The organism is Winogradskya humida, assembly GCF_016862215.1.
GTDB lineage: Bacteria > Actinomycetota > Actinomycetes > Mycobacteriales > Micromonosporaceae > Actinoplanes > Actinoplanes humidus.
The window spans coordinates 98,377-125,331 of the sequence record NZ_BOMN01000111.1 but is presented as its reverse complement, the minus strand read 5'-3'; the positions used below and the strand labels follow the sequence as shown (position 1 = coordinate 125,331).

The following is a 26,955-nucleotide window of genomic DNA, read 5'->3' as shown; positions in this document are numbered from 1 at the left end:
GCCGACCAGATCGGCATCGGCGCTTCCCTGCCCCGCAGGTGTCTCCAGGAGGCTCGCATGGATCAGGCGTACCGTCCCACCACCGACGAGGTGATCGCCTTCTACGACCACGCGGTTCCGATGATCAACCGCTTGGTCGGCGACAACGTCCATCTTGGTTACTGGACGTCGCCGGGCGACCCGAGCTCGGTGCAGGAGGCCACGGACCGGCTCACCGACATGATGATCGAACGGCTCGGCCTCGTGCCGGGCGCCACGGTGCTCGATCTGGGCTGCGGGCTCGGCGCCCCGGCGGTGCGCCTGGGCAAGGCGGCCGACGTGAGCGTCACCGGCGTCGCCACCAGCACGGTGCTCGTGGAGAAGGCACGGCAGGCCGCACATGACGCGGGTGTGGACGACCGCGTCGGGTTCCAGGTCGCTGACGCGCTGGCACTGCCGTTCGGCGACGGATCGTTCGACGCCGTCCTGGCCATCGAGTCCATCGTGCACATGACGGACCTGCCACGGGTGTTCAGTGAGGTGCGCCGGGTGCTCAGACCCGGTGGCCGGATCGTGCTGACCATCTTCTTCCGCAAGGAACCCCTGTACGGGCACGCCGCTCAGGTCGTGGAGGCCTACCGGCGGCTGTCACTCAACGGCGAGCTGCTGCTGCCCGAGGAGTTCCCGCCGCTGCTGCGGTCGGCGGGGCTCCATCAGGTGGAGTTCCTTGACATCACCCGGCAGACCATGCGCCACCACCGGGAGATGATCGCGAACGTCGAGAAGCAGCGCGCCGAGCTGGAGGAGCTCTACGGCACCGAGATGGTGCACACCTTTGTCTCCGTCTTCGAGGACTGCCTGGCGATCGACGAGCCCGGCTATCTGCTCCTGACGGCGGAGCGCGCCCGGGAGACGACCAGCCCGGCCTGAGGCCGGCACCACCGCGCCCGGGTATTTCACCGACCGAGAAAGTGTCTGCTAGGGGGAAGCATGCCGAGTGATCGGTACAGAACACAGTTACGGCGCGGCGGAGCAAGTCTCCTGGGGATCGCGAGCACCTTGGTGTTGATCTCCGCGGGAACGGCCGGCGCGGTCCCGTCCGGGGCCGGCGAGCGCCCCGGCACCGTCCGCTCCAGTGTCACCGGGTCGGACGGCGTGACGTACACAGCGTTCAACCACACCGTTCCATACGCCCGCAGCGGCCGGCCGCACCAATGGCTGCTGGTCTGGGCCGGTGGCACCGCCTCCGGCGAGTCACCTGATCCCGACTTCCTCGCCGTCGTCGACGCGTCCGCGGACTCGCCGTCGTACGGCAAGGTGGTCAACACGGTGACCCTGGGCCCGAACACGGGCAACGAGCCGCATCACATGCAGTACACGTGGCATCAGGGCCAATCGCTGTACGCGGGCGGGATCCTGAGCGACACGACCTTCGTCTTCGACACCACCCACCTGCCCGAGCTGCGGCTCAGCGGGGTCAATACACCACTGGACACCCCGTGCGGCACCGCGCCGGACGCCTACTGGGTGCTCAACGACAACACGGCGTACGGCACGTACATGGGCGGCCCCAACGTGAGCGGGCCGTGCACCTACAGCGACGGCTCCGTCCGGACCGGCAACGGGTTCGCCGGCACACCCGGTGAGGTGGTACGCATCGACTCCTCCGGCCGCACGCTCAGTGAGACCGCGGCGGCCCTGGCCACCCCGGAGGACCCGGTCACCTGCCCGTCCGTGCCGTCGCTCCCCGTGCCGTCGTGTGCGAACCCGCACGGCATCGGTGTACGCGAGGATCTCAACCGGATGGTGACCAGCGACTACGTGGAGATCCGCAACGTCGTCGCGCCGACGGAGGGCTCTCGCAACCCCTACCTGTCCCGCGACACCGTACGAATCTGGGACATAGCAAACCGCAACCGGCCCCGGCTGCTGTCGGTGTCGCATCTTCCCAAGGGACCGCGCCCCCCGGACCCGGACGCCTTCTCCGACGAACAGCGGATGGTGATGGAGACCGCGCTGACCCATGAGCGCAAGCACCGGGGTGCGTTCGCTTCCACGATGCAGGGCGGCACGGTCTTCTACACGCCGGACATCACCGCCGCGAAGCCGGTGTGGCGTGAGGTCTTCGACGACACGACGGCCTACCGCTCCTTCCAGCCGGACGGGCCCCTCAGCGGGGCCTTCGACGGCGGCAGCTGGCTTCAGCTCAGCCCGGACGACCGGTACCTCTACCACGCGGTCATGGGCACCAACGGCTTCCTGCCACGCGAGGAGCAGACCGGTATGGTCTACGTCCTCGACGTCCAGAAGTTGGTCTCGGCCGGCAGAAACGCCCGCTGCTCGGTCGATGAGCTCGCCGAGATCGAGAACGGCGGATCCGAGCCGGACTGCCCGGCGCTCGTCAACGCCGTACCGATCCGCGACACCACCTCGGCGAACGTGGGCGTGGGTCCGCACTGGGGTGCCCTCGACAACTTCGTCACCGACGCCCGGGGTCGCATCCGGGAGACCACCCACCCCGACCGGCTGGCGGTGGCCAATTACTTCGTGGCTCCCACCGGGATCGACGGCGACCACCGGATCTGCATGCTGCGCCAGGCCCCCGACGGCACGCTGAGCATCGATCAAGCGTTCCGCGACGAATACACCGGGCAGGCATGCCTGCAGTTCAACCGGACGGCGTGGCCGCACGGCGCCACCGGGTACGCCCGGCCGCACGGGGTGCTGTTCGCCGCCTCGGGTTCCGCACGGCACTGAGATCGCCGCACCATGACGGGCTCACGCGGACGGGCAGACCGTCCGCGTGAGCCCGTCATGGTGCTATCGGACCGCGCGGATGAGGTTGGTGCTGCTCGGAAGCTGCACCGTGCCGTCACCGGACACATAGGGCTCGGCTGCGTCGGCCACCTGCTGCCAGGTGGTGGGATCGTCGGCGGCGCCGAAGCGCTGCTGGAGCATCTGCTTCATCATCGGCGGCGACATCTCCTTGACGAACGCCGCGTAGCGCTGTGGTGACGACACACTGAAGGGCACCATGAACTCGGTGACCTCGACGTCGGAGAAGCCCGCAGCGGTGAACTCCGCCCGCACCGCGTCCGCGTCCACCATGCCGCTCGGGCCCGGGGCACCCCGCGGTGGGGTGGGAAGCTCCAGCCGGGCGGACAACACGCTGCCGCCCAGCGACATCATCGGCGACCTCTGATCGGGCCCCCACGTCACCGCCGCCAGCACCCCGCCGTCGGTCAGCAGCTCCCGCAGCCGCCTGAACAGCCCGGCCCTGTCCGTGGAGAACATGAGGCCCCATCGGCTGAGTACGACGTCGTACGAGCCGGGCTCCTGCTCGAGGTCGTCCGCGTCAGCGACCCGGAACTCCACGTTCGCCAGCCCGTCCGCCCGCTTGCGAGCCACGGCGATCATGTCGGGAGCCAGGTCGATGCCCGTCACCATGCTGTCGGCGCCGGCCACTCGTGCGGCGGCGAGCGCCGTGTCACCGGTGCCGCAGGCCACATCGAGCACGCGCTGTCCGGCGCGGAGCCCGCTGAGGCGCAGCAACTCCCGGTCGAGCAACGCGGCACCGGCTGCGAACTCGGCAGGAAGATCGCTCCACACCTCACTGGCGGAATTCCACAGTGCACGTTGTCCTGCTTTGAACTTCACCGGATCGAACCCGGGTGCGGTCATGACGCAACTCCTTTCGGCACGCTGGGCGCTTGCACCATATCTTAGTGAAGCGTCCGGTTCACCCGTCGGCCTCGGCCAGGGCGGCTTCGCAGGAGGCGCAGTTCGGGTCGCCCTGACCGGGGACGTAGGACGATCCCGTCGGCACATACGCTTGACCAGCCAGGCCGCAGACGGTGGCCGGCCACAGCGCACCGTCGTAGGAAGCAACGGCGTGCATCCGGCCGCACTGGCCTTTCATGTTGTATTCGACGGCCTTGACCAGCCTGGGTTCAGGCAGCATCGTGATCCTCCACCAGGTCTTGCACCCGCACGGCCTTGAGCGCCCGGGCCGGGAAGTCGCAGTACCAGACGTGCTCGCCGTCGTACGTGAGACCGGTGGGGCGGCCCTCGACCCGGACCCGGCCGCAGGGCTTGCCGGTATCCCGGTCGATCGCGTGCAGCAGGCCGTCCTCGTACTCGCCGAAGACGATCAGCCCAGGGGTGCGGGTCAGGCCCGAGGGGGGCGCCTCGATGGGGATCTCGCGTTGCACCTCCATCGTGGCGTAGTCACGCAGCTGGACGACGTCGGGCGACCGCAGGGCCATCCAGACACCCTCCGGTGCCGCCTCTACGCCGCAGAGCCGCCCGCTCGGTGGCGCGACGGTGACGTGTCCCAGGACCTCGCCGGCCTGCGGGGCGATCCGGACGAGTCGTTTCGGGCGGCCCCCGATCTGGTAGAGCTCCCCGTCGTGTGTCGTCAGGTCGGCCCGCACCCAGGAGTTCGTGAACGAGCGCTGGACGGCCCCGGTCACCGGGTCAAGGGCGGAGATGAGCAGCGCCTCCTGATCGGAGTGCCAGAACACCTCGCCGTCCCAGGTGAGCCCGCACATGTAGGTGCCGGGGGCGGGTAGCGAGCGCTGCACCGCGGCGACTCGCGTGGTCGGCGTGGTCATAGGTGGTATCCCTCCCGGTCGTCGGTGCCGTCCAGCCACAGATTCGTCAGGTCCCCGTTGAGCACCGGGTACGGCAGCCAGCCGCGGACCCGTGACGCGTGCAGCCAGTACTGGTGGGCGAAGAGGATCGGAACGACCGCGGCGTCCTGCATGATCTCGGCCTCGGCGCTGCGGAACAGTTCGTCGGCCAGGTCCTGGTCGGAGCTGCTCAGCGCGCCGGCGATCAGCTGGTCGGTACGGGCACTGCGGTAGTGGCCGAAGTTGGTGCCCCAGCCCTCGTCACCCGACGCCGCCGAACTGTCGAACAGCGCCTGCAGATAGACCCGGCCGTTGTGGCCGTGCCAGTCGGGCTCCCAGCCGGTCAGCGCGATGTCCCAGCGCCCTTCGCGGGCGGCCCGCGGCGAGGCGAGGTACGAACCGAACAGCTCACCGATCGAGGCGGGGACGAGTTCCGCGGTGATTCCGGCCCGGGCGAGCGCCTCGCGGACGACCTCGGCGGTCTCCGGGTGGATGTCGCGGTCGCGGAACACCAGCTTGAGAGTGAGGCCCTCGGGATATCCCGCCTCACCGAGCAGCAGGCGGGCGCGCTCCGGGTCGCCACGCCCACCCCCGGTGGCGTACGGCGCGAACGGCCGGTGGGCGGTGCACAACGGGGGCAGGAGCTGGTCGGCGATGTCGTTCAGGCGCGGACCGCCCCAGACCCGTGACACCTCCGCCTTGTCCACGGCAAACTGCAAGGCCTGGCGAACCTTCGGCCGGGCCAGTGCCCCGCCGGCGTTGGCGGACCACATGTTGATGACCAGATAGGGGCTGAACAGTCCGGCCGGGAAGACCTCGAGACGCGGGTCGCCGGTGGCGAAGAGCCCCTGGAGCCGGTCGGTCGGCGGCTGGATGTCCCAGAGCATGTCGGCCTCGCCCGACATGACCAACGCGAAGCACTTGTCCTCGTCGAGTCCCTGGCGGACCACGATCTCGTCGACGTACGCGGCACGGATGTCGTCGCTGCCCGGCGTCCAGGCCGCGCTGCGGGTGAGCGCGATCGTCTCGCCCGGGTGGTAACCGGCGACCCGGTAAGGCCCGCAGGAGATGACCCGCTGTTCCTGTGCCGCAGTGCCCGGGACACCGCGCAGGTATTCGACGGGTGCGGGGGTCGCGAACGGCAACGCGAGGATGTTGAGGAAATCGGGAATCGGCCGGATGGTCGTGAACGTCACGGTCCGCTCGTCCTCGGCGCGCAGACCGGCGACCCCTGTGGTCTCCAGGGCATCGGCGATGGTGGCGGGGTCGTCCCCGACGGCAGCCACCCGGTCACGAAACTCGCTCAGGCCCTCGATGCTGCTGAGGAAGTAGGGCAGACCCGGGCTCGGCGCGAGGGGATGGGCCAGCCGTTTGATTCCCCGTACGACATCGTGGGCGGTGATCGGCCGGATGCGCGTGGGCGCGTCCCAGCAGACGTCGTCCTTGAGGGTGAAACGGTACCGCCGGCCGTCCGCGTCCGGGCCGTCCGCCGCGGTCGCCAGGTCCGGCACGATCATGGCAACGGCCGCCCGGTCGAGACTCGATCGGTACGTGACGAGCTGGCGGGTATATGCGCGGATGATGCCGCGCGTCACGGTGTGGTAGGCCAGCGCCGGGTCGAGGAAGTCAACGTCGCCGGCGCCCACCATGGTCAGCGTGCCGCCGTAGCGGGGATTTTCCACGGCCATCGTCAGTCCTCCAGCCAGAGGTTGGCAAGGTCGAACCACCGGTCCACGGTCGGCATGGCGATGGCGTGACGTACCCGCGGCCCCCGGACGTGCGGGATCGTCGGCGCGTGCGCGAGGATCGGTACGATCGCGGCGTCGTGCATCACCTGTAGGTCGACCTCGTGCCACAGGTCGCTGGCGCGGGCCGGGTCCGCGGCCGAGAGCGCCTCCTCGATGAGCCGGTCCACACGGGGGTTGCTGTATCCGCCGTAGTTGCTGGTGCCCCGGGAGTCGTTGGTCTGGAACATGGGCTGGATGTACGCGCGGCCGTTGTTGCCGTACCAGTCGGGTGTCCACGACGCGGCGGTGATGTCCCACAGACCTGCCCGCGCGTTTGCCGGATCCTGCAGGAACGGGTAGTAGCCGGCGTGGCCGAAGGAGCGGAACCGGACGGTGATCCCGCAGCGAGCCAGGTCGGCGGCGTAGGAGCGGGCCACTTCGGGGTTGGCGTCGACGTCGCGGTGCGCCGCGATGAGTTCCAGCCCGTCGGGGTATCCGGCTTCGGCCAGCAACCGGCGGGCGCGCTCCGGGTCACCGCGATCGGCGGGGGTGGGATAAAGGTCGAAATCGTGGTGGCCGTCGTTGCACGGCGGGATCGCGCTGTGTGCCGGGCACATGACGGTACCGGCCTCGAGCTTGTCGTAGATCTCGGCGATGGCCATCTTGTCGATGGCGTACGCGATGGCCCGGCGGACCTTCGGTTTGCTCATCGCGGCGTTCTGGTTCGGGCTGCGCATGTTGAAGACGAGGTACGGGTTGAGCGCGTACCCCAGGTCGTTGCCCGGATCGGTGGGGTTGACGTCGTAGGGCTCGGTGATCGGCGACGCCCAGGACAGGTCCGCCCCGCCGCCGGCGATCGTCCGTCCGACCTGCTCCGGTGTCGCGTGTTCCATCGTGACCTCGACCCCGTCGAGATACTGGTGGCGCACCGGGTCGGCCTCCTGGGACCACACCGGGTTGCGATCCATCCGGATCCGCCGGCCATGGGTGTATTCGGTGATGCGATACGGACCGTTGGACCGCACCGCGGCGCGGAACTCGTCGCTGTCGGGGACGAAGCTGTCGTACTCCTCGGGTGCCGCAGACGCGAAGGTCAGCGCCAGGATGTTGAGGAAGTCGTTGGCCGGTCTGATCAGGTGGAACTGGATCGTCGCGTCGTCGAGCGCGCGGACACCCGCGATGTCGTGGGTGTTCTGGAACTCCGCGAGACGCGCGGCGCCGGCGTCGCCCTGTGCCGCGTAGCGTGCGTAGCTTTCGCAGTACTGCGTCATGCCCTGGATGGTGCTGGTGTAGTACCCGATGGCACCGCTGCTGGAGACCGGGTTGCCGAGCCGTTTGAACCCGCGGACGAAGTCCTGGGCAGTGACCTGCCGGGGCTCGGCAGTGTCCCAGAGAACGCCTGGGCGCAGCACGATGGTGTAGACGGTGCGGTCGGCGCTCAGGCCGCCGTTGGCCCGGGTGGGTACCTCGGCGGCGATGTCGGGCACCGGCGTGATCGCCGAGGGATCACGCAGGTCCTCCACGGAGCGGTAGGTGAACAGCTGCCTGGCGAAGAGCCGGATGATCTGCCCGCCGAGGGCGTAGTACGCGCACACGGGGTCGAGGTGGTCCATGCTCCCGGGCCCGTAGAGACGCAGGACGCCGCCGTACCGAGGTGAGGTGTCGCTCATCGATGCCTCCGTGATGACAGGGTCAGGACAGCTCCGTTGCCAGCCGCACCACGGCCAGCAGCGCTCGGTCGACGTCGTCCTCCGAGTTGAACAGGTGGGTGCAGAAGCGGGCCGCGTATCGCATCCGCGCCGATCCCGGCACGTCGAACTCGACCCAGCGGATCCAGACCCGGTCCTCGTGCTCGAGCCGGGCGATCAGCGTCTCGAACTTCATGCCGTCGTATGCGTCGGCGGGATCACGGAACGGGTTGAACGTCGTGAGCGGGGAGTTGAGCCGCTCGTCCGCGGTGGGTGAATACAGCGCCCCGGGCCCGAGCTCCTCGGCGATGCGACGCTTGGCATACCGGCCGAGGCTCAGGATCCGTTCCTCGATGCGGGAGCGGCCGATCAGGTTCCAGACCTCGCACGCCCGGGCGAGAGCGGCTGCGCGGGCCACGCTGGCACTTCCGGCGCTCTGCAGGTAGTCGCCGATGTTGTTGGTGGCACTCGTGTCCGGGTGCGAACGCGGTGGTGGTGCCCCCTCCAGGGGGTACCACGTGGAGATGACCGGCCAGAACGTCGGCAACGGCAGCGGATTGGCGGGGGTGACCCGGTTACGGACGTAGAGCAGGCCGGTGCCGAGCGGGCCGCACTGCCATTTGGACCCGGAGCCGACCAGGAAGTCGACGCCGAGCCGGCGCAGGTCGGTGTCGATCATGCCGGGCAGCAGGGCGCCGTCCACCACCGTGATGATGCCCCGGCGTTGCGCCATCGTGCAGAGTTCGCGGACCGGCATCCGGACGCCGCCGAACAGGGTGACCCCGGCGAAGAACATCGCCCTGGTCCGCGGCGTGATCGCCGACTCGAACAGGTGCAGGATCTCCTCGGTGGTCACGTCGTAGCCGGTCGGCAGGGTCAGCTTGTGCACCTCGACGCCGTACCGGTTGTGGGCGAGGTTGAGGTTGGACAGCACGGAGAAGCATTCATGGGTGGTGGTCAGCACTTCGTCGCCGGGCCGGAAGTCGAGGCCGGCGACCACGCGGGCCATGCCCTCGGTGGCGTTGTGGCAGATGACCATCTCGTCCTGGGCGACACCGAAGTCGGACGCGATCGCGGCTCGGTACTCCGGGTAAAGGCTCGGTGGGTAGATGTTGGCCAGGCTCCCGGTCCACTCCCGGGTCACCCGGGTGTAGGTGTCCAGCACGTCGTGCGGCATCACGCCGACGGTGCCGGAGTTGAGGTGTGCCGTGCCGCTGTCGAGCGGGAAGAGGTCTCTGATCCGATCCCATGACGCGGTGCGCAGCACCGAAGGGGACGGCTCGGTTCCGGGATTTTCTGCCACGGTTGCATCTCGCTGCAGCACTGCTGCTCCTTCTGATCCGCGACGGCGAACTCGATCGACATTACCATACGATAATCAAGTAAATTGATCACGAGTGATGCCCTGACTTTATTGATAGCGACGCTATCCAATCGCTGAATAAAGGCTTTCGACCGCACCATCGGAAGTCATGGCCGTTGACCCAAGCTTTAAAAAAATATAGTTTTTGGCCACGGGCCCCAGTCGGGCCACAGATTGCCAAGCTCATGGAGGTGTTCGCGTTGAGCGGTGTGCGCGAGACGTACGAGTCGCTGAATCTCGAACCGAAGCCCATCCGTCCGCACATCCTGGCGGCGGCGACGGTGGTGTTCGGTGACGACTACTACTCAGGGCGTCGTGAGACGATCAACCTGTCCGGGTTCGTCCAGCTGAACAAGTGGCCCATGCCGGGCTTCGAGCACAAGGTCGACGAGAAGGGCTACGCCGAGTTCGAGACCGAGCTCATCAGCGCCCCCGAGGTCGGCATCAAGGGCTTCAGCTACGAGCTTGACGACCGGATCCAGGTCCTGTCCAACCCGTTCCTGCCCAACAGCGGTCACGTGCGCCAGATCGTGCCGGGCAAGAACTTCCCCGCCGAGTTCTACATCCGCCGGTTCGGCATCCTGGAGTCGAGCACGCTGCGGCTGGCGCACCGCAACGTCATCGACATCTACGGTGTCGTCGACAGCGTGCCGCCGTTCAAGAAGCCACTGACCGGGCCGTACAACGGAAAGCCACGCGGTGACGGCCCGTTCGAGGTCGCGCAGGCGGTCAACGTCGTTCGCGGCACCACCCTCCCCGAGGCGTGGTACCCGTCGAACGACAACAACGAGCCGGTCGGTATCACGCCGAACCTGTTCTTCGCACCGAGCGCCGGGCCCTGCATGTCCATGCTGGTCGATCCCTCAATGATCATGCAGACCAGCTTGGAGGGCCGGATCTCGCTGGAGTTCAACGGCAAGACCGTGCACGTCGACCTCGCCGGTGATCACCTCAAGGCCGGTGGCGCCGAGGTCCTGCTGTTCGGCCCCGACAAGCACACCGAGGGACCGGGCGTGCTCGCCCAGCTCGCCCGGGTCGCGGTTGTCGGACACAGCCCCGAACTCGGTGGCCGGGTCATGCTGCGCGCCAGCTGGCCGCGGGTCTCCGGCGGAACGCTGGGCACCGGCTCCGAGGACAGCCTCAGCCGCGTCAGCTTCCCCAGCGACCTGCACATCGACGCCGAGTTCGAACTTGTGACGCCGCGCGAGACGCTGTACGCGACGAACGCGGTCCACATCAACGGCAAGCTGCGTGACATGGACGCCACGGGCACCGAGCTGTCGCTCGACGGCACGGACACGGCACTGGTCACCACGGACGGCCAGGCACGCGGCCGGCTGACCGGTGTCACCCTGGTGATGCGCGAGGCGATCGTCGGCGAGACTGCCGCGGTCAACATCTGAGATCGCGCTCCGTCCGCGTCCCTTCCCGGTCAGCCGGGGAGGGACGCGGACGACTGGGCCCGTCGCAGGCACGGACTCCGGGGGTTACGATGCCGATGCTGGTCAACACCACCCGCGACATCCGGGTACGCGGACTGCAGCTCTGCGGTCTGACGTGGTCCGGCGAATACCTGTGGTACTCCGAGGCATCCTCGCAACGCATCTGCGCGATCGATCCGGTCTCCGGAACGGCGGTGCGCACCGTCCCCTGCGCCGGGGTCCGGACCGATCTCACCACCCTCGGCGGCAAGCTCCTTCAGGTGGCCACCGCCGAACGCGTGCTGCGCGTCGTCGACCCGGCCACCGGGCACCTCGAGTACGACATCGCCAACCCCCGCCCGGGCCGCAAGCTGTGCGGCCTGGAAGCAACCGGGGACGGCCTCTGGCTGGGCTACGAGGACCTGCTCCAGGTGGAGCTGCGCAATCGGGAAGGCGCCCTGCTGCACACGATCCCGGTGAGCCGGCCCGTGGCAGGGCTCACCGTGACCGACCGGTTCCTGCTGTACGCCGATCACGCGGGCGCCACCCTCACCGTTGTCGACATCGACAGCGGACGCGAGCTCGTGACGTACTCCGTCGTCGGCAACCCGGCCGGCCTGACCTGGGACGGCGAGTGGGTGTGGTACTGCGACCACCGCGATCTACGGCTCTGCGCCGTGGCCCTGCCCGGGTTGGTCCAAGGCTCATGACCGCACGTGCCCTGTTGCTCGCCGGGGGCACCGGCACCCGGCTTTTCCCACTGACCCGCACCGTGTCGAAGCATCTGCTGCCGGTCCACGACAAGCCGATGATCTACTACCCGCTGTCCACCCTGCTGAGCCTCGGCGTCCGCGACATCCTGATCGTCACAGCCCCGCCCCATATCGCCGCCTACCGGCGACTGCTGGGAGATGGCCGGCAGTGGGGCGTGTCCTTGACGTACGCGGTGCAGGCACACCCCGACGGCATAGCCCGGACACTCGTCCTGGGCGAGCGGTTCATCGCCGACCGGCCCGTGCTGATGGCGCTGGGCGACAACGTCTTCCACGGCCCATTGCCCGCGGACTTCCCAGGTCCGGGCGCCGGCGCCCGGCTGGTCTCGGCACGGGTCAGTGATCCCCGGCGGTACGGCGTGGTGGAGAGCGACCGTACCGGCCGGGTGCTCTCCGTGCAGGAGAAGCCCGACCGGCCACGCTCACCTCATGCGGTGACGGGGCTGTACCACTTCGACGCGAACGCCGTGGCCATCGCCCGGGACCTGCGGCCGGCAACGCGCGGCGAGGTCGAGATAACCTCCCTGCACCGGCGCTATCTCGACCGGGGAACCCTCACGGTGTCCCCGCTACCCGCCGGAACGGCCTGGATCGACGCCGGCACGTTCGACGATCTCGAACGGGCGGCCCGCTACGTCGCAGCCGTTCAGCGCCGCTGCGGCATCCGGGTCGGCTGTGTCGAGGAGGCGGCCTGGCAGGCCGGTCTCATCGACGACGACCAGCTCGTCAGGCTGGCCGCGGAACCCCGTGCCCGCAGATACCGCGACTACCTGCTCGCAATACTCAGCCCCGGCCCGGTGACCCGGCCCGTCACCGGATCCGGCCGTCAGCGGTTGTAGGGCATGACAGGGAACCAGCCACCCCCGAAGTTCGACGGTACGCGCAGATCCCAGTAGACGACCGTGAAGACGCCGAGCGCCAGCAGCAACCCACCCGTGACGATCGCCGTAGCACGCGGGCTGCGGGCCAGCCAGCTCACGAAACGGCCCCGGGTCACCAGGAGAAGCAGGGCGAACGCGACGGATACCACCAGGATGTTGCCCAGTGACTGCAGCACGAAGGCCAGTGCGCCGTAGAACGGATTCCCCTCGTCCACCGCCCAATGGAACAACTTGTTGAACAACGGGTACGGGCGGCCGATGAGGAATCCGCCGATAAGAGCGCCCAGTGTGACCACACGCGCCGCGGGACGACGCCGGAACACGTCGGGCAGCACACCGAGAGCGGCCAGTCCCAGATAGATCAGAGCGAGCCCGATGACGCCGAACACCACGGACGACTGGATCAACCGGACCGGGAAATCACCGACGCGATCGGTGGACAGCTGCGGCAGCCGTTCACCCAGCAGCACACCGGCGAAGCCGTAACACGCCGACACCGCCACCATTCCCGCGGCCAGCAGTCCCAAGGGGCGCAACAGGACGCGCCATCCCGCCCCCGCCCGGGGACCGTCGGGGAGCTCCAACCGGCTCATCGGCCCGACGGCCGCCACCATGGCGATGTTGCAGGCTGTGAACGTGCCGGCGAACCCGGAGACGAACGCGAAAGCCAGGGCGGCGACCGTACCCGCGATGGGATCCTGCTTGGCGTCATGGCCGAGCACGGTGTCGGCCACATTCGCACCGATCACCGAGTCGACCAGCTCGAACGACCACAACAACGCCATCAGCAGACCGGCGGCCACGCTGCCCGCAACGATCCATCCGGTACGGGTCGGGCGCCGGTCACGCGGCTGGACCGAGCTGGCGGTTGTTCGGGTGGTCTGAGACATGGGTCCTCCCTTACACTGCTTCAGTGGGATGCGACGGGCGTCTGCGGGGTGCTCAGTGCGCGTTGGTGGTGCCGTAGCGCCCGGACCGGAAGATGAGCGGTTCGCCGTCCGCCCGGTGCAGCGAGAGCACCCCACCCACGACGATGGTGTGATCACCCCCGTCGTGCCGGTGCCGGACCTCGCACTCGAACTGAGCGAGCGCATGCGCGATGAGAGGAACGCCCGTGCACCGGCCGGCAACCGTTGCCGCATCGTGGAACTGTGCCGTGCCCCCGGGCCTGCTGCGGTCGCTGAAATAGCCGGCAAGCCCGCGCTGGTCCTCGGCCAGCACGGAGATGCCGAAGGCGGTGCCGATACCGAGCAACCCGTGCATCAAGGCCTGCCGATGTACGCAGATCAGCAGCAGAGGCGGCGACAGCGACACCGCGGTGAAGGAGTTCGCCGTCATACCGTGCGCGACCGGCGCCCCGACGGTGACCACCGTTACCCCGGTCGGGAAGGCCCCGAAGGCATCGCGCAGCGCCCGGTCGTCGATGCGGTCCCCTGACCGTACGGCGTGCCCGCTCACGTCGTCCCCCAGTCTTAGCCCGTCTTCTCGTTCAGCCTGGCCCGTACGACGCGACGTGAGACCTTCGAGATTGCGCTACTTCCGTCCATCCGATCGGCAGGTTATGTTGCTGCGGTCAGGCCCCGGATCGACACGCGCAGGGGCGACTCCTCGGCTGAGAGCGGCACACGATGTCACCGGCGGCTCAGGGCATGTTGTCCGATGAGGACCTAATCGCGCTCCCCAAAGCGGACCTGCACGTGCACCTGGTCGGGTCGGCGGCGCCGCACACCGTCGTGGGTCTCGCCGCCCGCCACCCCGGCGCCGGAGTGCCCACGGACCTGCGGCAACTGGCCGATTTCTACGCCTTCCGGGACTTCGCCCACTTCCTGCGGGTCTACACCGCGGTGAGCGCACTGGTCCGCACCCCGCAGGACATCGAGGCCCTGGTGCTGGGGCTGGGAGCCGACCTCAGCGAACAGGGTGTCGTCTACGCCGAGGTGACGGTCACCCCTGTCACGCACACAGTCGCCGGCATCCATCCCGCCGAGCTGGCAGAGGCTCTGGGTGCCGGCGCGCGTGCGGTCCGCGCCGGCACCGGTGTCGAACTGGCCTGGGTATACGACATCTCCAGCAGTGATGGCCCGGCGGGTGCGCAGTCCACCCTCGATGCCGCACTCCGACACCCGCCACCAGGCCTGGTGGGATTCGGCCTCGGCGGACCGGAGCAAGGCGTACGCCGGTCCGACTACCGTGACGTGTTCGCCGCGGCGCGCGCGGCGGGGTTGCACAGCGTCCCGCACGCCGGAGAGACCACCGGCCCCGGCGAAGTCTGGGCGGCGGTCCGCGATCTCGGCGCGGAGCGCATTGGGCACGGAATCGCCGCCGCGCACGACCCGCTCCTGCTGGAGCACCTCATAGAACACAACATCGCCCTGGAGATCTGCCCGTCCAGCAACGTGGCCACCGGCGCGGTGCCGTCCCTGGCCGAGCACCCGCTACCCGGCCTGCTCAGCAGCGGGGTACCCGTCGTCCTCGCCAGTGACGACCCACCGATGTTCGGCACCAGCCTCCTCCAGGAGTACCAGCGCGCCCGCGACACCCTGCACCTGAGCTCCCGCGACCTGATCGACCTCGCCGCAGCCGGCATCCGATCCGGCTTCTCGACAGGGAACCTTCCGGCCGTGGGAAAGAACGACTGTTCCGCCCCGGCCGCGGACCGGGAGTCAGCCTTCGACGCCGGTGGCCGCGTGGGAGGTGCCGACCGGCTTGGACTGTGAGGAGCCGCGCTGGCGCAGGTAGATCGCCAGGATCGCCATCGACGCGACAGCCAGCAGCTCCGACTGCCAGTTCTGCAGCGTGCGGTTCCAGAAGTCCGGCTCGAGCATTGCACGAGCCACGATCCGAGAAAGCTCAACCCCATGACGACCCCGACCGAGTGGGAGTACGCCGTGAGCCGCCACCCACCGGGGAAGGTCGCCAGGAAGACCGTGTCGCCGCTCAGCCGGACCTGCGCCCACTGCCCGTACACCGAGGTCTCACCGGCGTCCCCCGGCTCGGGGAGATCCTCGTCGAGCGGCACCAACGCCGACCAGCTGTTGCGACGGGCCGACATCGCGATGTACGCCGCCAAGACGAACCGCTCCGGATACATGCTCTTCGACGCGACTCAGGACAGCAGCGATCCGCGCAGACTCAGCCTCGCGAGCGACCTGCGCCAGGGCATCGAGCAGGGCCAGCTCGTGCTGCACGACCAGCCGAAGGTGGACGCCCAGACCAGTGCGCTGCTCAGCGCCGAGGCGCTGGTCAGGTGGCAACATCCGGAGCACGGAATGATCCGGCCGGACGATTTCATCCCGCTGGCCGAGCACACCGGCCTGATCACCCCGCTGACCACATTCGTGCCCGACCAGGCGCTGCAGCAGTGCCGTTCCTGGCTGCGGGCCGACCACGAGATCCCCATCGCGGTCAACATCTCCACCCACCGGCTGCTCGACCTCCACTTCCCGGCCGAGGTCAGCAACCAGCTCTCCCGCTGGCAGGTGCCGGCACAGCTGCTCACCCTCGAGATCACGGAAAGCGCCATCATGGCCGACCCCGAGCGCGCTATGCACGTTGTGCAGCAGCTCCACGACCTCGGCGTGCACCTATCGATCGACGACTTCGGCACCGGCTACTCCTCGATGGCGTACCTGAAGAACCTCCCGGTGCACGAACTGAAGATCGACCGCTCGTTCGTCAGCAACATGACCACCAGCCAACGCGACGCCGTCATCGTGCGCTCCACCGTCGAACTCGGACGCAACCTCGTCCTGCAGGTCATCGCGGAAGGCGTCGAGGACATGGCGACCTGGACCGAACTTGACGCCGTCGGCTGCCATGCCATCCAGGGCTACTACGTCTCCCGGCCGTGCCGGCCGACGCCTTTCAGGAGTGGCTCGACCGGCGGACGACCCCGGCACCGGCCGCCGCCCGGTAGCCGGCCCCGTGGGCGACGATCACCCTGGGAGGGTCCACCGGTCGTACGGGTGGCGGCCCGGACGGAAACCGTGGGCCTCGACCATGTCCACGGCCGCGGACAGGCCGGTGCCGACATCATCCGGCACGTGGGCGTCGCTGCCGAAGGTGACCACCTTGCCGCCCTCGTCGCGCCACCAGCGAACGATCTCCGAGGCCAGCGGAATGCGGGTGTTGACCTCCAGCGTCCGATCCGTGGCGGCGAGGGTGCGCAGCGCGTGCCGGAACTCGCCCTCGAAGGCGTACAGGTCGAACGGGCCGGCCTCGGCGGGCCACCCCCGGATCGCATAGTCCAGGTGGGCGAGGACCTCAAAGGCATCCGTACGGGTGATCAGCTCAGCGATCTCGGCCAGGTACAGCCGCAGCACCTCGACCGCAGGCCGCTGCCGGTAGAGCGCGTTCGCCTCGACCAGGCGGCCGTCGACGGGCAGCGCGTGCAGCGAGCCGAGCACCCGCTCATAGTGGCCGGTGCCGAGCAGTTTCGCGACCGGCACCGAGTTCCAATGGGGTTCGCCCAGCTCGACGCCGCTGATGATGCGCAGCGACGGGAACAGCTCCCGGCACCGCTGGACCGAGGCGAGATAGCCCTCCTGGTCCAGCTCGGGCGGGACCAGGACGCCGTCGGGGCCGGTCAGCTCGCGCCGCAGCGGTGAGCCCTCCAGAACCACCTCGTCAACCGTCCACCGGGAGTAGTCGACGTGCTCGGTGAACGCCACGGCCGGCAGACCGAGCTGCACCGCGCGTGCGCAGGTCCGTTCCATGGAGCCACCCGGAGCATCCCAGGAGAATTCGGTGTGTACGTGACCGTCCGTCGGCTGAATCACATGACCCACGGTAGCGATCATGGTCCAGGCGCCGGGGGCGGGGTGGTTCGACCACCTGGATCAGCACTGTTCGTGGTGGGCCACCCGGTCACTTCCTCGCGGATGCCGCGTCTCGGCCGCGTACGCCCGGACCAGCTCGTGCATCGCGTACCAGTCAGGGGCCTGCTCGACGAGCAGGCCGGTGCGGGCCAATTCCGCGAGGACCATACGACTCCCGGCCGGCGTGAAGCCACCTATCCGGGTCGCGGCAGCGGCGTCGAGGACCGGGCCCCGATGGTTGCCGAGCCGGTTGAACAACGCCGCGGCCCGTGCGTCCAGCGCCTGGTACGAGCGTTGAAACGCCGCCCGGACGTCGGCCGCGGTGTCTGCTGCGCTCAACGCGTCCAGGCCGGTGTGGTGCAGGATTCCGGCCAGGGCTGCCAGCGGCATGGTGGGGTGTGCCACGGCCCGGCCCGCCATCACCGCCAGTGCCAGCGGCAGGGTTCCGCAATCCGCGATGATCTGGTCGACTGCGCCGGGTTCAGCGGCGACCCGCCTCGGGCCGAGCCGCCGGAAGAACAGGTCGCGAGCCTCCTGCAGAGACAGCGGGCCCAGCATCACAGCCTGAGCGCCTTCCGTGGCGGCCAGGCCGGTCAGCGGGTTACGGCTGGTGATCACCGTGAGGCAGCCGGCCGCGCCGGGCAGCAGCGGACGTACCTGCTCGGCGTCGTGTGCGTCGTCGAGCACGAGCAGGGCCCGGCGGCGGGCGAGCGTGCTGCGGGTGAGGCCGGCCAGAGCTGCGACTCCGGTCGGCCGGTGTGCCGTATCCGCCCCGAACGCGTCCAGGATCTCGCCGAGCAGGGTGGCCGGGTCGGCCGGGTGGTGTGGGAAGTCAAAGCCGTGCAGGTTGAGGTGGAGCTGCCCGTCGGGGAACCTTGCGGCCCGTCGATGTGCCCAGTGGGTGGCCAGTGCGCTCTTCCCTACGCCGGGCATACCGGTGATCATCAGCACCGCACCGTCGCCGCGAACGTCGTCCAGGATGGCGAGGTGCCCGTCGCGCCCGGCGAGCGGGGCGTAGCGGCCCGGCAGTTGTCGGGGAATCGGTAGTCGCCAGCTGCCCCTGCGCCGTGAATCCTGCACCCGATCGCGGATGGTGGCCAGCGTTCCGCGCTCCGCGGGGGTGGCGTCGAGCAGCGTGACAAGGATGTCGAACCGATCGGTCGGGGCAAGGGCGGTGCCGCCGAAGTAGCCGGCGATGATGCCCAGCGACCAGCCGGTCTCTGCGGCCAGTTGCCGGTACGTCAGTTCCGGGCGGTTGCGGCGGCGAGCCTGCCGGCGGCGCAGGTCGCGTAGCAGCAGGGCCAGTTCGGGCAGTTCTGTCATGAGGCTCGTACGCATGGACGGCGCCACCCTTCGATCGACATCGATCGACCGATCATGATCCGGACATCGCGGCGGAGCATCCGGGGATCTACGTAACCGCACACCATCATTAGAGTGACTGCTTGTGATCGCATCGTTGGTGGGGCGTGACGAAGAGATGGCTGGTATGGCCGCTCAGCTGCCGGTGAACGGGCCCGTGTTCCTGACCGTCGAGGGTGAACCGGGAATCGGCAAGTCCCGGCTGCTGGGTGCTTTCGCCCAGCTGGCAGCGGACCGCGGACGGACTGTCCTGCTCGGACGGTCCACCCAGTTCGAGCGCAGCCTGCCGTTCGGGGTCTGGCTGGATGCGACCGATGACAACAACCGTCTGGCGGGCCTGCACAGGCTCTTCACCAACGGGATCGAGGATGTTTCGGCCAGCGCGCTGGAACGGCACCGACTGCACCGGGCGGTCCGGGCCGCGCTGGCCGAGGCCGCGAGCCCCGATGGCCTGCTGCTTCTGTTCGACGACGCGCACTGGGCCGACGAGGCATCCGTGGAGGTCTTCGACTACCTGATCCGGCATGCACCGCCGGGCCCGGTCCTGATCGGCATGGCCGCACGGACCGGCCGGTTTCCACCCCGGCTGATCCGATCGCTGACCGAGGCGGACGCACCCGTGCACCAGGTGAGTCTTGGCCCGCTGAGCGTCGTGGAGGTTGACGCGTGGCTGACCGGTGACGCTTCCCCGGGACGCAGGCGACGCCTGCACGCCGCCAGCGGCGGTAACCCCTTGTTCCTGGGGATGCTGGCTGCGCTGCCCGACGTACCCGAGCCTGACGCCCTGACACCCGCACCGTTCGGGCCGCCCGCGTCGTCTGCCGGACCGGGCATGCCGGGACGGGGCGTGCTGACGGCGGCGCTCGACCGGCTCATCGCTGACGAGTTGCGCGGGCTGGCCGAGATGCCACAGCGGATCGCGCATGCGGCGGCGGTCGCCGGGGACGCCACCGACCCGGCACTGGTCGCTGCGATCGCCGAACTCCCCGACAGCACCACCGAGGCCGCACTGGATGTCCTGGCGGAGGCCGCGGTGCTCGCGGCCGACGAGCGGGGCCTGAGTTTCCGGCACCCGCTGATACGGGCTGCGGCCTACCACGCGGCCGGCCCGGGATGGCGCACTGGTGCGCACCGGCGGGCTGCGGAGCACCTCCGGACGCGTGACGCCGCACCTGCCCGCCGTGCCGCTCACCTGGAGCACGCAGTACGCGCCGGCGACCTCGACGGCGCACAGCTGCTGACCGTCGCCGGCAAGCAGGCTCTCGCGACCGCGCCGGCAACCGCAATCCGCTGGCTGGGCGCGGCGCTGCGCGCCCTGCCGTTCCGCCCCGAATTCGCGGCGACCCGCGACGACCTGCGGCTGGCGCTCTGTGAGGCGCTGGCGGTGTCGGGGCGTACGGAGCAGAGCCGGACCCTGTTGCATGAGCTGCTGTCCACGGCCGGTCCCGGGCGGCGTACCGCCGTGGTGGTGCTACTGGCCGACGCCGAGCGCACGCTGGGTAACCTGTCCGAGGCCGGGGCGATCCTGATAGCCGAGCTGCCCCGGGCCGGGGCCGCCGGACGCGCGGAGTTGCTGCTCGAACTCGCCAGCACCGAGCTGCACGACGGGAGGCTGGCTGCCTGCGCCGCGCATGCCACCGAGGCGCTGCGGGTGTGCGACCCACCCGCCCGGCCCGGCATTCCGGCAGTGGCGGTCACCCTGCTCGCGGTCTGCGCCCTCTACCGATGTGATTTCGTGCTCGGGCACCGGCTGCTGGACCGCGCCGCCCACCTCGTCGACGCGTTGAGCGACCCGCAGCTCAGCGACGACCTCGCTGTGGTGGTGCCGCTGGCCTGGGGCGAGTTCCTGCTGGATCGGCACACCACAGCGATCCGGCGCCTCGACCGGGGACTGCGGGTGGCGCGCCGGTTCGGCCGTCACCATGCCATCCCGATGAATTACGCGATCCGGGCGGCGATCCGGATCCGGCTCGGCGAGGTCGGTCAGGCCATTGCCGACGCCACTGATGCCACCGAGATCGCCCAGTACGTCGGTGGCGCGGAGACCAGGGCGTTCCTACGCGGCGTACGGGCCCGGCCGCTGCTCTGGCGCGACGGACCGCAGGCGGTGACCGCGGCGGTGGCCGAGGCGCTGAGCGGTCCGCCGCTGCGGGCGCTGTGGTGGCGCACGATGCTCGACCATGGCCTCGCGGAGATCCTGCTCTCGATCGGCGAGGCGGAGCAGTGCCGGCAGCTGCTGCGGTCGCGGGTGCCCGCGGACCCGTCCGGCCTGGGTCCCAACGTGATCTCCACGTACGCGATGCGGGCCCAGGCCGAGGCGATCTGCGGTGACCTGGCCGCGGCCGCCGAATGGTACGAACGAGCCGCCACTCTCAGCCGGGCCGGAGCACCGCCCGCGCAGTCCGGGTGCGTGGCTCGGGCCGGGGCGGTGCTGGCCACCGCACGCGGCGAACACGCCGCCGCCGTAGGGCACGCGACGCAGGCTGTCGAGCGGTTCCGGGTCGCGGCCATTCCCATCGGTGAGGCCTTCGCGCAGTTGGTGCTCGCACAGGCCCGCACCGGCGGCGGTGACCTGCGTGGTGCGAAACTGGCGCTCGGCGCCGCGCGGGAGCTGTTCGACGCCTGTGGCGCGCCGTGGCTGGCCTCGATGGTCTCCCGGGAGCAGCGGCGGGCCGGCGCCCAGACGATCCGCTCCGGCGCCGGGCAGCTCTCCGCCCGTGAACGTGAGATCGCCGAACTGGTCGCCCAGGGCATGACCAACCAACAGGTCGCGGACCAGTTGTTCCTGAGTCCCCGTACCGTCGAGACGCATCTGTCCCGGGTTTTCCAGAAGCTCAAGGTCGCCACCCGGACCGCGCTGGCCCGGCGATTCACGGAGCCGGCCGGCTGAGCGTTCACCGGTGTTCACCCATGTTCGACGTACGCGGTGTGATCGGCCCGTGTCCGAAAGTATTCGGATGTTCGTTTCGACCTCCGGAACGGGCGCAAGGATACGGGAGGTTTCACCGTGAGTCCGATCAGGAAATGGTGGCCGGCGCTGATCGCCGGCGTCATCATGACGATGCTGGCCCCGGTCACGCTCGTGACCGCAGGGCCGGCCGCAGCGGCGCCGGCACCGCTGGTCGTCGACACCGCCACGGTCATCGAGACCCGCCTGCAAAATCTGCTTCTGCCGGCGCTGACCGTCGTACAGAACACCTCACTGGCAGCCTGGATCCGCAGCACAGCCGCCGCCGGGTCAGCCGGTGACAGCGAAGTGGCGCTCTCCTCGGTGATCTTCGAGGCCGAAGAACGCGAATGGGTCGATCCGGCGTCCGCCACCTGGCTGGCGTTCAAGGCAGCAGCCGCCCAGCTCGACAACGTCAACGGCACCGCCTACCCGGCGAAGATCTACATCCCGAACTACGGCGACGGCGTCTCCGCCGCCCGCGTCGTGACCATGACCTACACCCGCGCTGACGAGACAACCACCAGCGTGCCCGGCTACCGCCTCGGCACGGCAGGCACCCTGGTCACCGCGGTCGCCGCCATCGACGAGACGTACGTGCTGACCAACGAGGTATGGGTCCTCGCCGTCGACGAGAACGACGACACCGGTGTCGTCTCCGTGGCGGGCCAGCCGGGCACTCCCCCGTCAACGCCGACGGCGGCGCGCGAGCCGGTCAACACCCCGATGGTCGTCTGCACCCCGAACGGTCAGCGCTATGACCAGGGCATGGAATACCTTCAGCGCTTCAAGGTGCCGGATCCGGGCAGCCTCGAGCCCTGGTGGAGCGGCAAGCTGGAAATGCGCCTGGTGATCATGGGCCAGGGCGGCACCGTGATCAAGGAGGCCGCGTACAACGTCAAACGTAAGGCCGCCAGGAACTGGGTCAACCTCGACGAGTTCATCACCACCTGGATCCGCGCATCCGGCGGCGACGGCTGGGCCTACAAGTGGTACGAGCACGACCCGGGTAACTCGGTCACGATCGGTTTCGGTCTCGGCGTCGAGCTGCTCAAGATCCTCAAACTGTCGGCCGACGTCAAATGGACACTCAGCAACCACGACGACATGGCCGGGCTCAGCATGGTCGGCTTCACCGAGTTGACGACGACGGAGTACACCGCCGGGCCGGTGCACTGGAACGTCTGCAGCGCCGGTGGCATCCTGCCGGAGAACTTCTCCCGCAATGCGACAGCCACAGCCTCCACCACCTACACCGGATACGCACCGGAACGCGTCAACGACGGATCAACGAGCACCAGCCTGGGCGAGGCCAACAGCTGGGCGAACGCGTACCACACAGCACCACCGCAGTGGGTCCAGGTCACGTTCCCCGTGGACCGGACTTTGGGCCGCGTGATCGTGTACACCACCGCGAGCTACCCGATCCGCGACTTCGACGTCCAGGCCTGGGACGGATCCTTCTTCGTCACCATCGGACAGGTCCGGGCCAACACCGCCGTGTCAGTGGTCATCCCGGTGGCGCCCCGCAGTACGCGGATCCTGCGGGTCGTCGGCCTCAGCGGGCCACTCGCGCAGCCCGGTTACGTACGCGTCAACGAGCTCGAGGCGTACGGAAGCTGATCAGATCGACCGACGCATCAACTGCCTACGGGGCAGTGGGCCGCCCGGTACCCCTACCGAGCGGCCCGCTGCCCGACAACCGTCCCGGAGACGGCCGATGCACACATGGTGATCAGTAGGTCAGGAGATCCACGATGGCTCCGCCGGGCCTGTCGTCGTGGGTGGCAACCGCACCGCGTCACACCGGATGCACCAGAGGAAACAGGTTGTCGTACGGCGCGGTCTCGCGGGCGACCCGCTGGGCGGTCCGCACGAAGGCGGCCACGGCGGCGGAGCGTGACCGGGCCGGCCAGGCGACCGTCAGGGTGGCCGGTTCCAGCTCTTCCACGGGACGGTATGCGATGCCGGGCCGGGCAAAGCGCTCGGCCAGCCAGACGGGCAGGTACCAGACCGTGCTGCCCACCTCGATCAGACTGAAGATCTGCGAGTGGTCCAGCGGTTCGTGAGGATCGAAAGGTGGCTTCGGAAAGCCCTTCTCGGCCGGTGTGCCGTAGGGAAGGAGCCGCCCGGCCAGGTCGGCCAGCCGCAGACTGGTACGCGCGGCCAGCGGGTCCGACGCGGCCATTGCCACCAGGCGCGGCCCGGTGATCAGTGGCTCGCTGTCGAGCCCGCGCTCGTCGAACGGCGTCGTCATCAGTGCCACGTCGGCCCGTCCGTCGTGCAGAGCCGGTAGTTGCTCGCCGTATCCGCCCAGCAGCAGTCTCACCGGCAGGACGTCGTAGGCGTCAAGAATTTTCGGGAGCAGTCCGGCGTCGTGGTCGGCTTTGAGCGCCAGCCGCAACGCGGGCACGTCCTGTCCGGCGTGACGGGTCCGGTTCCCGGCCGTGGCTACGGCGTCCAGGGCGATCCGGGCCTCGTCCAGCAGGGTTTGACCGGCCGGGGTGAGAGCGACCCGACGACTGGTACGGACCAGCAACTGCACGCCGAGCTGCCTCTCGAGGTCGCGGATCGCCCGGGACAGCGGCGGCTGGGCCATGCCCAGCCGTTGCGCGGCCCGCCCGAAATGCTGCTCCTCGGCCACCGCCACGAAGTATCGGAGCTGCCGCGTCTCGAGATGATCCATATCACCAGGGTATCGGTCGAGAGGGAGATGATCCTTCCCCCGGGGCCGTAGCCGTCGTTGACTGAATGCCGGCCCCGCCGCGTCGCGGGCCTGCATCGACATCTCGACAACACCCAGGAGCCAGCGCGTGACCGAATCCCTGAACGGCAAAGTCATCATCGTCACCGGAGCATCGTCCGGAATCGGTGCCGCGACGGTACGACTCCTCCACGAGGCCGGTGCCCACCCGGTCCTGGCCGCGCGTCGCGCCGACCGCCTCGAGGCACTGAGCAAGGAACTCGACGGAGCGCTCGCCGTCCCTACCGACGTCACCGTCCCGGACCAGGTCAGGGCGCTCGTGCAGGCCACGATCGACCGGTTCGGACGGGTGGACGGCCTGGTCAACAATGCCGGGGCGGGCGCCGGCTCCACGATTGACGGGACGACCCCGGAAGCTTTCCTGGACCTGCTGAACCTCAACGTGGTCAGCGTCGTGACCAGCATCCAGGCGGTGCTGCCCCACATGCGGGCGGCCGGGCACGGCCGCATCGTCAACATCAGTTCGGGCGCCACCGGGATGCCGATGGCCGGCAACGCCATCTACCCGGCCGCCAAGACGGCAGTGAACTGGCTGAGCCAGGTGGGCCGCATGGAACTGCTGGGCGACAACATCCAGGTGACACTGCTGCTGCCATCGGTCACCGACACCGAGTTCTACCCCGCGGGCGCCCTCCCCGCAGGCCTGGTCGCGCATTCATCCGAGTACGTCGGCCAGGTCATCCTGCGCGCCCTGCGCACCGGCGAGGAGCGGATCGACATCCCGCACGGCCCCGAGCAACCCGACTTCCCCTCGGCCGGCTGAGCGGAACCACAAAGGCGTCGGGCCGGGGTGTCCGGCAAGGCGGCAAACACCTCGTCAGGGTGGTGGAGCGTGGATCGCCGCCAGGGTCATGGCCAGCGAGTGCCAGACCTGGGCGGCGAGGTCGAAGTTCTGCGTCTCGGCTGCCTGCCGGCCGAGGTTTTCGAGGTTCTTGATGCCGGCGCCGACCCAGCCATCCATGATCATGAGTCGCCCGTCGAGAATCTGCAGGCGGACCCGGTCCCGGTAGGACAGTCTCAGCTGGTCGTCGTTCAGGACCGTGTCGCACAGCTGCCGGGCGTCGTCCCACCGGTTCTCGTGAAACGCCAGATGGGCCTGCAGCGAACGGATCTCCTGAATCTGCAGGGCGGTGCCGATCAGGGAGACCGCCATCTCGGCTTCCGCTATCCAGTGCCGGGCAGCCTCGAGGTGCGGCGTCGCCGATTGCATCGCCGCTGCGGCGGCTGCGGCCCGTAACCGGGTCCAGAGGCCGAGGTCTTCAGTGCTGTCGAGCCGGTCGATCGCGCTCTCGAGCCGTCGCATGGCGGAGGGGAAATCGCCTTTCCGCACGCGGACCATCGCGGCAACCCACAGAATCTCCGCGGCCTGCGACGGCAGGGCCCCGGCCAGGAACTCCTGCTCCAGGATCTGCGCGTGGCGGGTGGCGGTGTCGAGGGAACCGCTCTCGGCTTCGACGCTGATCAGCACCATGAGTGCTCCCATGGTGTCCGCGGCGGACAGGCCACTCTCGCGGGTGATCGCCACCGCCAACTCGGCGGCCGGCAGCGCGGCCCGCATGTCGCCGAGCGCCCGCATACAGCGTGCGTGCTGCAGGTGGGCCCTGGCCCGCAGCTCGGGGGTGCCGAGGCCTTCGCTCAACGCCACCAGCTCCAGCAGCAGGGTGCGTTCCACCTCGTGATCCCCCTGCTGGCTGCTTCTCCGGCTGAGCAGCCACAGTGCGTGCCACCGTGCACCCGGATCGTCGAAAGTGTCCTCGTGCACGGCGCGGGACAGGGCCGCGATGCTGTCGGCAGACCTCGGAGCGGACGCCGTGGCCGCGAGGATCTCGCTCAGTGAGCCCCGCGGGCGCTGGGTGAGAAAGGCAGCGTCGACGCCCAGCTTCGCGGCGAGGTAGGCGATCGCCCGTGGGGTGGGCGGGCGGTCCCCCGATTCCAGCCGGGACAGATATCCCGTCGACATCCCGGCGCCGGCCAGGTCGCTCTGATGCAGCCCCTGCTTCAGCCTGATCGCTTTGAGCCGCCTGCCGAAGTGGGGTTGCTCCACCGCCGTTTCGTCCTCGCCCCCGTAGCCGGACGTCCGCATCACATGATCACCATTTCCACGCCACATCATCCTGGCAGGCCGCTTGAGAATTTGGCAACTCTACGACACCGGCGCCCTACCGCGCGCTCCGTGCCAGCGTTCAAAACGACGCCTTTGTGGGCGTTTAATACGCATGTGAGGCTTTCCTTCGGGCAAAACTTGGCAATGTTTGCGCACTTGACTGGTAATCCATTGCCACGTTTTTCATGGCTGCCGTAAAGTCGCCGCGCTACCCGCACCCATCAGCCGGAGGTTCCCATGCGACCCGCCTATGCGGATCCCACCGACGACGCACGCCCGGTCATCATTCGCCGGGCCGCGGCCGCCGTGATCGCGATCGTGATCACGGCCGCAGCGATCGGTACGTTCGCTCCCCCTGAGCGCACCCAGCCGGCCCGTACGGTGACGGCTTCGTCCCCCCGGCACGAAGGGACCATCGGCGCCCAGGAAATCGAATGGCCCTAGCCCAGCCGGGACGAAAGCGCCTGATGATGTTCGCCTCGTCCGGCCGGCCGTTCC

23 protein-coding genes and 1 pseudogene are annotated in these 26,955 nt (G+C 69.1%); 11 read left to right on the top strand and 13 right to left on the bottom strand.

The annotated features are described in order from the left end of the window. Positions 1-57: 57 nt before the first annotated feature. Positions 58-909: a methyltransferase domain-containing protein gene (locus Ahu01nite_RS38025; RefSeq protein ID WP_203841582.1), complete on the top strand. Its 852-nt coding sequence runs from the start codon at positions 58-60 to the stop codon at positions 907-909. Between the two features lie 132 nt (positions 910-1,041). Further along, a complete protein-coding gene (locus Ahu01nite_RS38020; protein ID WP_203841581.1) occupies positions 1,042-2,736 on the top strand; it encodes a selenium-binding protein SBP56-related protein in 1,695 nt (564 codons plus the stop codon). 63 nt (positions 2,737-2,799) lie between these two features. On the opposite strand, the gene Ahu01nite_RS38015 is transcribed toward Ahu01nite_RS38020, so the two are convergent. From Ahu01nite_RS38015 to Ahu01nite_RS37990, 6 genes are read right to left on the bottom strand one after another with little or no spacing between them, the layout of a single operon-like run. Then, entirely contained in the window at positions 2,800-3,660 is an 861-nt protein-coding gene (locus Ahu01nite_RS38015; protein WP_203841580.1) for a class I SAM-dependent methyltransferase, read from the bottom strand. Positions 3,661-3,718: 58 nt separating this feature from the next. Continuing rightward, positions 3,719-3,940: a hypothetical protein gene (locus tag Ahu01nite_RS38010; protein ID WP_203841579.1), complete on the bottom strand. Its 222-nt coding sequence runs from the start codon at positions 3,938-3,940 to the stop codon at positions 3,719-3,721. Then, complete coding sequence (locus tag Ahu01nite_RS38005; RefSeq protein ID WP_203841578.1) at positions 3,930-4,592, bottom strand: NHL repeat-containing protein; 663 nt, start codon at positions 4,590-4,592, stop codon at positions 3,930-3,932. Before Ahu01nite_RS38005 ends, Ahu01nite_RS38010 begins: the two co-directional genes overlap by 11 nt. Next, positions 4,589-6,298, bottom strand: coding sequence for an ABC transporter substrate-binding protein (locus Ahu01nite_RS38000; protein ID WP_203841577.1), 1,710 nt, complete (start codon positions 6,296-6,298; stop codon positions 4,589-4,591). Before Ahu01nite_RS38000 ends, Ahu01nite_RS38005 begins: the two co-directional genes overlap by 4 nt. Positions 6,299-6,300: 2 nt before the next feature. After that, a complete protein-coding gene (locus Ahu01nite_RS37995; protein ID WP_203841576.1) occupies positions 6,301-8,007 on the bottom strand; it encodes an ABC transporter substrate-binding protein in 1,707 nt (568 codons plus the stop codon). Positions 8,008-8,029: 22 nt separating this feature from the next. Next, on the bottom strand, positions 8,030-9,349 hold the full coding sequence (locus Ahu01nite_RS37990; protein ID WP_203841575.1) for an aminotransferase class V-fold PLP-dependent enzyme: 1,320 nt from the start codon (positions 9,347-9,349) through the stop codon (positions 8,030-8,032). Between the two features lie 239 nt (positions 9,350-9,588). Between Ahu01nite_RS37990 and Ahu01nite_RS37985 the strand changes: the two genes are divergently transcribed. The 3 genes from Ahu01nite_RS37985 to Ahu01nite_RS37975 all read left to right on the top strand — a co-directional run bounded on the left by Ahu01nite_RS37985 (position 9,589) and on the right by Ahu01nite_RS37975 (position 12,421). Then, on the top strand, positions 9,589-10,791 hold the full coding sequence (locus Ahu01nite_RS37985) for a DUF6004 family protein (protein WP_307794690.1): 1,203 nt from the start codon (positions 9,589-9,591) through the stop codon (positions 10,789-10,791). An 89-nt stretch (positions 10,792-10,880) separates the two neighbouring features. Continuing rightward, complete coding sequence (locus Ahu01nite_RS37980; protein ID WP_203841573.1) at positions 10,881-11,519, top strand: NHL repeat-containing protein; 639 nt, start codon at positions 10,881-10,883, stop codon at positions 11,517-11,519. Continuing rightward, entirely contained in the window at positions 11,516-12,421 is a 906-nt protein-coding gene (locus Ahu01nite_RS37975; RefSeq protein WP_203841572.1) for a sugar nucleotidyltransferase, read from the top strand. The genes Ahu01nite_RS37980 and Ahu01nite_RS37975 overlap by 4 nt, the downstream gene beginning before the upstream one ends. Here the strand turns inward: Ahu01nite_RS37975 and Ahu01nite_RS37970 are convergent. Then, positions 12,409-13,353 carry a hypothetical protein gene (locus tag Ahu01nite_RS37970; RefSeq protein WP_203841571.1) on the bottom strand — a complete coding sequence of 315 codons (945 nt, stop codon included), beginning with the start codon at positions 13,351-13,353 and terminating at the stop codon, positions 12,409-12,411. The genes Ahu01nite_RS37975 and Ahu01nite_RS37970 overlap by 13 nt on opposite strands. 52 nt (positions 13,354-13,405) lie before the next feature. Beyond that, the gene (locus Ahu01nite_RS37965; RefSeq protein WP_203841570.1) at positions 13,406-13,921 is read right to left on the bottom strand and encodes a flavin reductase family protein; all 516 of its coding nucleotides are present in this window, start codon (positions 13,919-13,921) and stop codon (positions 13,406-13,408) included. A gap of 191 nt (positions 13,922-14,112) precedes the next feature. On the opposite strand from Ahu01nite_RS37965, the gene add reads away from it, so the two are divergent. Then, the gene (add, locus tag Ahu01nite_RS37960; protein WP_203841569.1) at positions 14,113-15,180 is read left to right on the top strand and encodes an adenosine deaminase; all 1,068 of its coding nucleotides are present in this window, start codon (positions 14,113-14,115) and stop codon (positions 15,178-15,180) included. Here the strand turns inward: add and Ahu01nite_RS37955 are convergent. Then, positions 15,127-15,300: a DUF6766 family protein gene (locus Ahu01nite_RS37955; protein ID WP_239159470.1), complete on the bottom strand. Its 174-nt coding sequence runs from the start codon at positions 15,298-15,300 to the stop codon at positions 15,127-15,129. The two genes, add and Ahu01nite_RS37955, sit on opposite strands and share 54 nt — an antisense overlap. Positions 15,301-15,321: 21 nt before the next feature. Between Ahu01nite_RS37955 and Ahu01nite_RS50860 the strand changes: the two are divergent. Beyond that, positions 15,322-16,299 (top strand): annotated as a pseudogene (locus Ahu01nite_RS50860) (putative bifunctional diguanylate cyclase/phosphodiesterase); the annotation flags it as partial. A gap of 99 nt (positions 16,300-16,398) precedes the next feature. On the opposite strand, the gene Ahu01nite_RS37950 reads toward Ahu01nite_RS50860, so the two are convergent. Beyond that, positions 16,399-17,178: a PHP domain-containing protein gene (locus Ahu01nite_RS37950; protein WP_239159476.1), complete on the bottom strand. Its 780-nt coding sequence runs from the start codon at positions 17,176-17,178 to the stop codon at positions 16,399-16,401. A gap of 123 nt (positions 17,179-17,301) precedes the next feature. Next, complete coding sequence (locus tag Ahu01nite_RS37945) at positions 17,302-18,618, bottom strand: ATP-binding protein (protein ID WP_203841568.1); 1,317 nt, start codon at positions 18,616-18,618, stop codon at positions 17,302-17,304. Positions 18,619-18,727: 109 nt separating this feature from the next. Here Ahu01nite_RS37945 and Ahu01nite_RS37940 point away from each other — a divergent pair, with 109 nt between their 5' ends. Together Ahu01nite_RS37940 and Ahu01nite_RS37935 are read left to right on the top strand one after the other, a co-directional pair. Further along, positions 18,728-21,532: a helix-turn-helix transcriptional regulator gene (locus tag Ahu01nite_RS37940; protein ID WP_307794686.1), complete on the top strand. Its 2,805-nt coding sequence runs from the start codon at positions 18,728-18,730 to the stop codon at positions 21,530-21,532. Positions 21,533-21,649: 117 nt separating this feature from the next. Beyond that, the gene (locus tag Ahu01nite_RS37935; protein WP_203841566.1) at positions 21,650-23,212 is read left to right on the top strand and encodes a discoidin domain-containing protein; all 1,563 of its coding nucleotides are present in this window, start codon (positions 21,650-21,652) and stop codon (positions 23,210-23,212) included. 178 nt (positions 23,213-23,390) lie between these two features. Here Ahu01nite_RS37935 and Ahu01nite_RS37930 read toward each other — a convergent pair whose 3' ends face one another. Further along, the gene (locus tag Ahu01nite_RS37930; protein ID WP_203841565.1) at positions 23,391-24,275 is read right to left on the bottom strand and encodes a LysR family transcriptional regulator; all 885 of its coding nucleotides are present in this window, start codon (positions 24,273-24,275) and stop codon (positions 23,391-23,393) included. 127 nt (positions 24,276-24,402) lie between these two features. On the opposite strand from Ahu01nite_RS37930, the gene Ahu01nite_RS37925 reads away from it, so the two are divergent. Beyond that, the gene (locus Ahu01nite_RS37925; protein WP_203841564.1) at positions 24,403-25,116 is read left to right on the top strand and encodes an SDR family NAD(P)-dependent oxidoreductase; all 714 of its coding nucleotides are present in this window, start codon (positions 24,403-24,405) and stop codon (positions 25,114-25,116) included. Between the two features lie 54 nt (positions 25,117-25,170). On the opposite strand, the gene Ahu01nite_RS37920 is transcribed toward Ahu01nite_RS37925, so the two are convergent. After that, on the bottom strand, positions 25,171-26,436 hold the full coding sequence (locus Ahu01nite_RS37920) for a helix-turn-helix domain-containing protein (protein WP_203841563.1): 1,266 nt from the start codon (positions 26,434-26,436) through the stop codon (positions 25,171-25,173). Between the two features lie 258 nt (positions 26,437-26,694). On the opposite strand from Ahu01nite_RS37920, the gene Ahu01nite_RS37915 reads away from it, so the two are divergent. Beyond that, positions 26,695-26,901, top strand: a complete 207-nt coding sequence (locus tag Ahu01nite_RS37915) for a hypothetical protein (protein WP_203841562.1) — start codon at positions 26,695-26,697, stop codon at positions 26,899-26,901. Positions 26,902-26,955 lie beyond the last annotated feature (54 nt).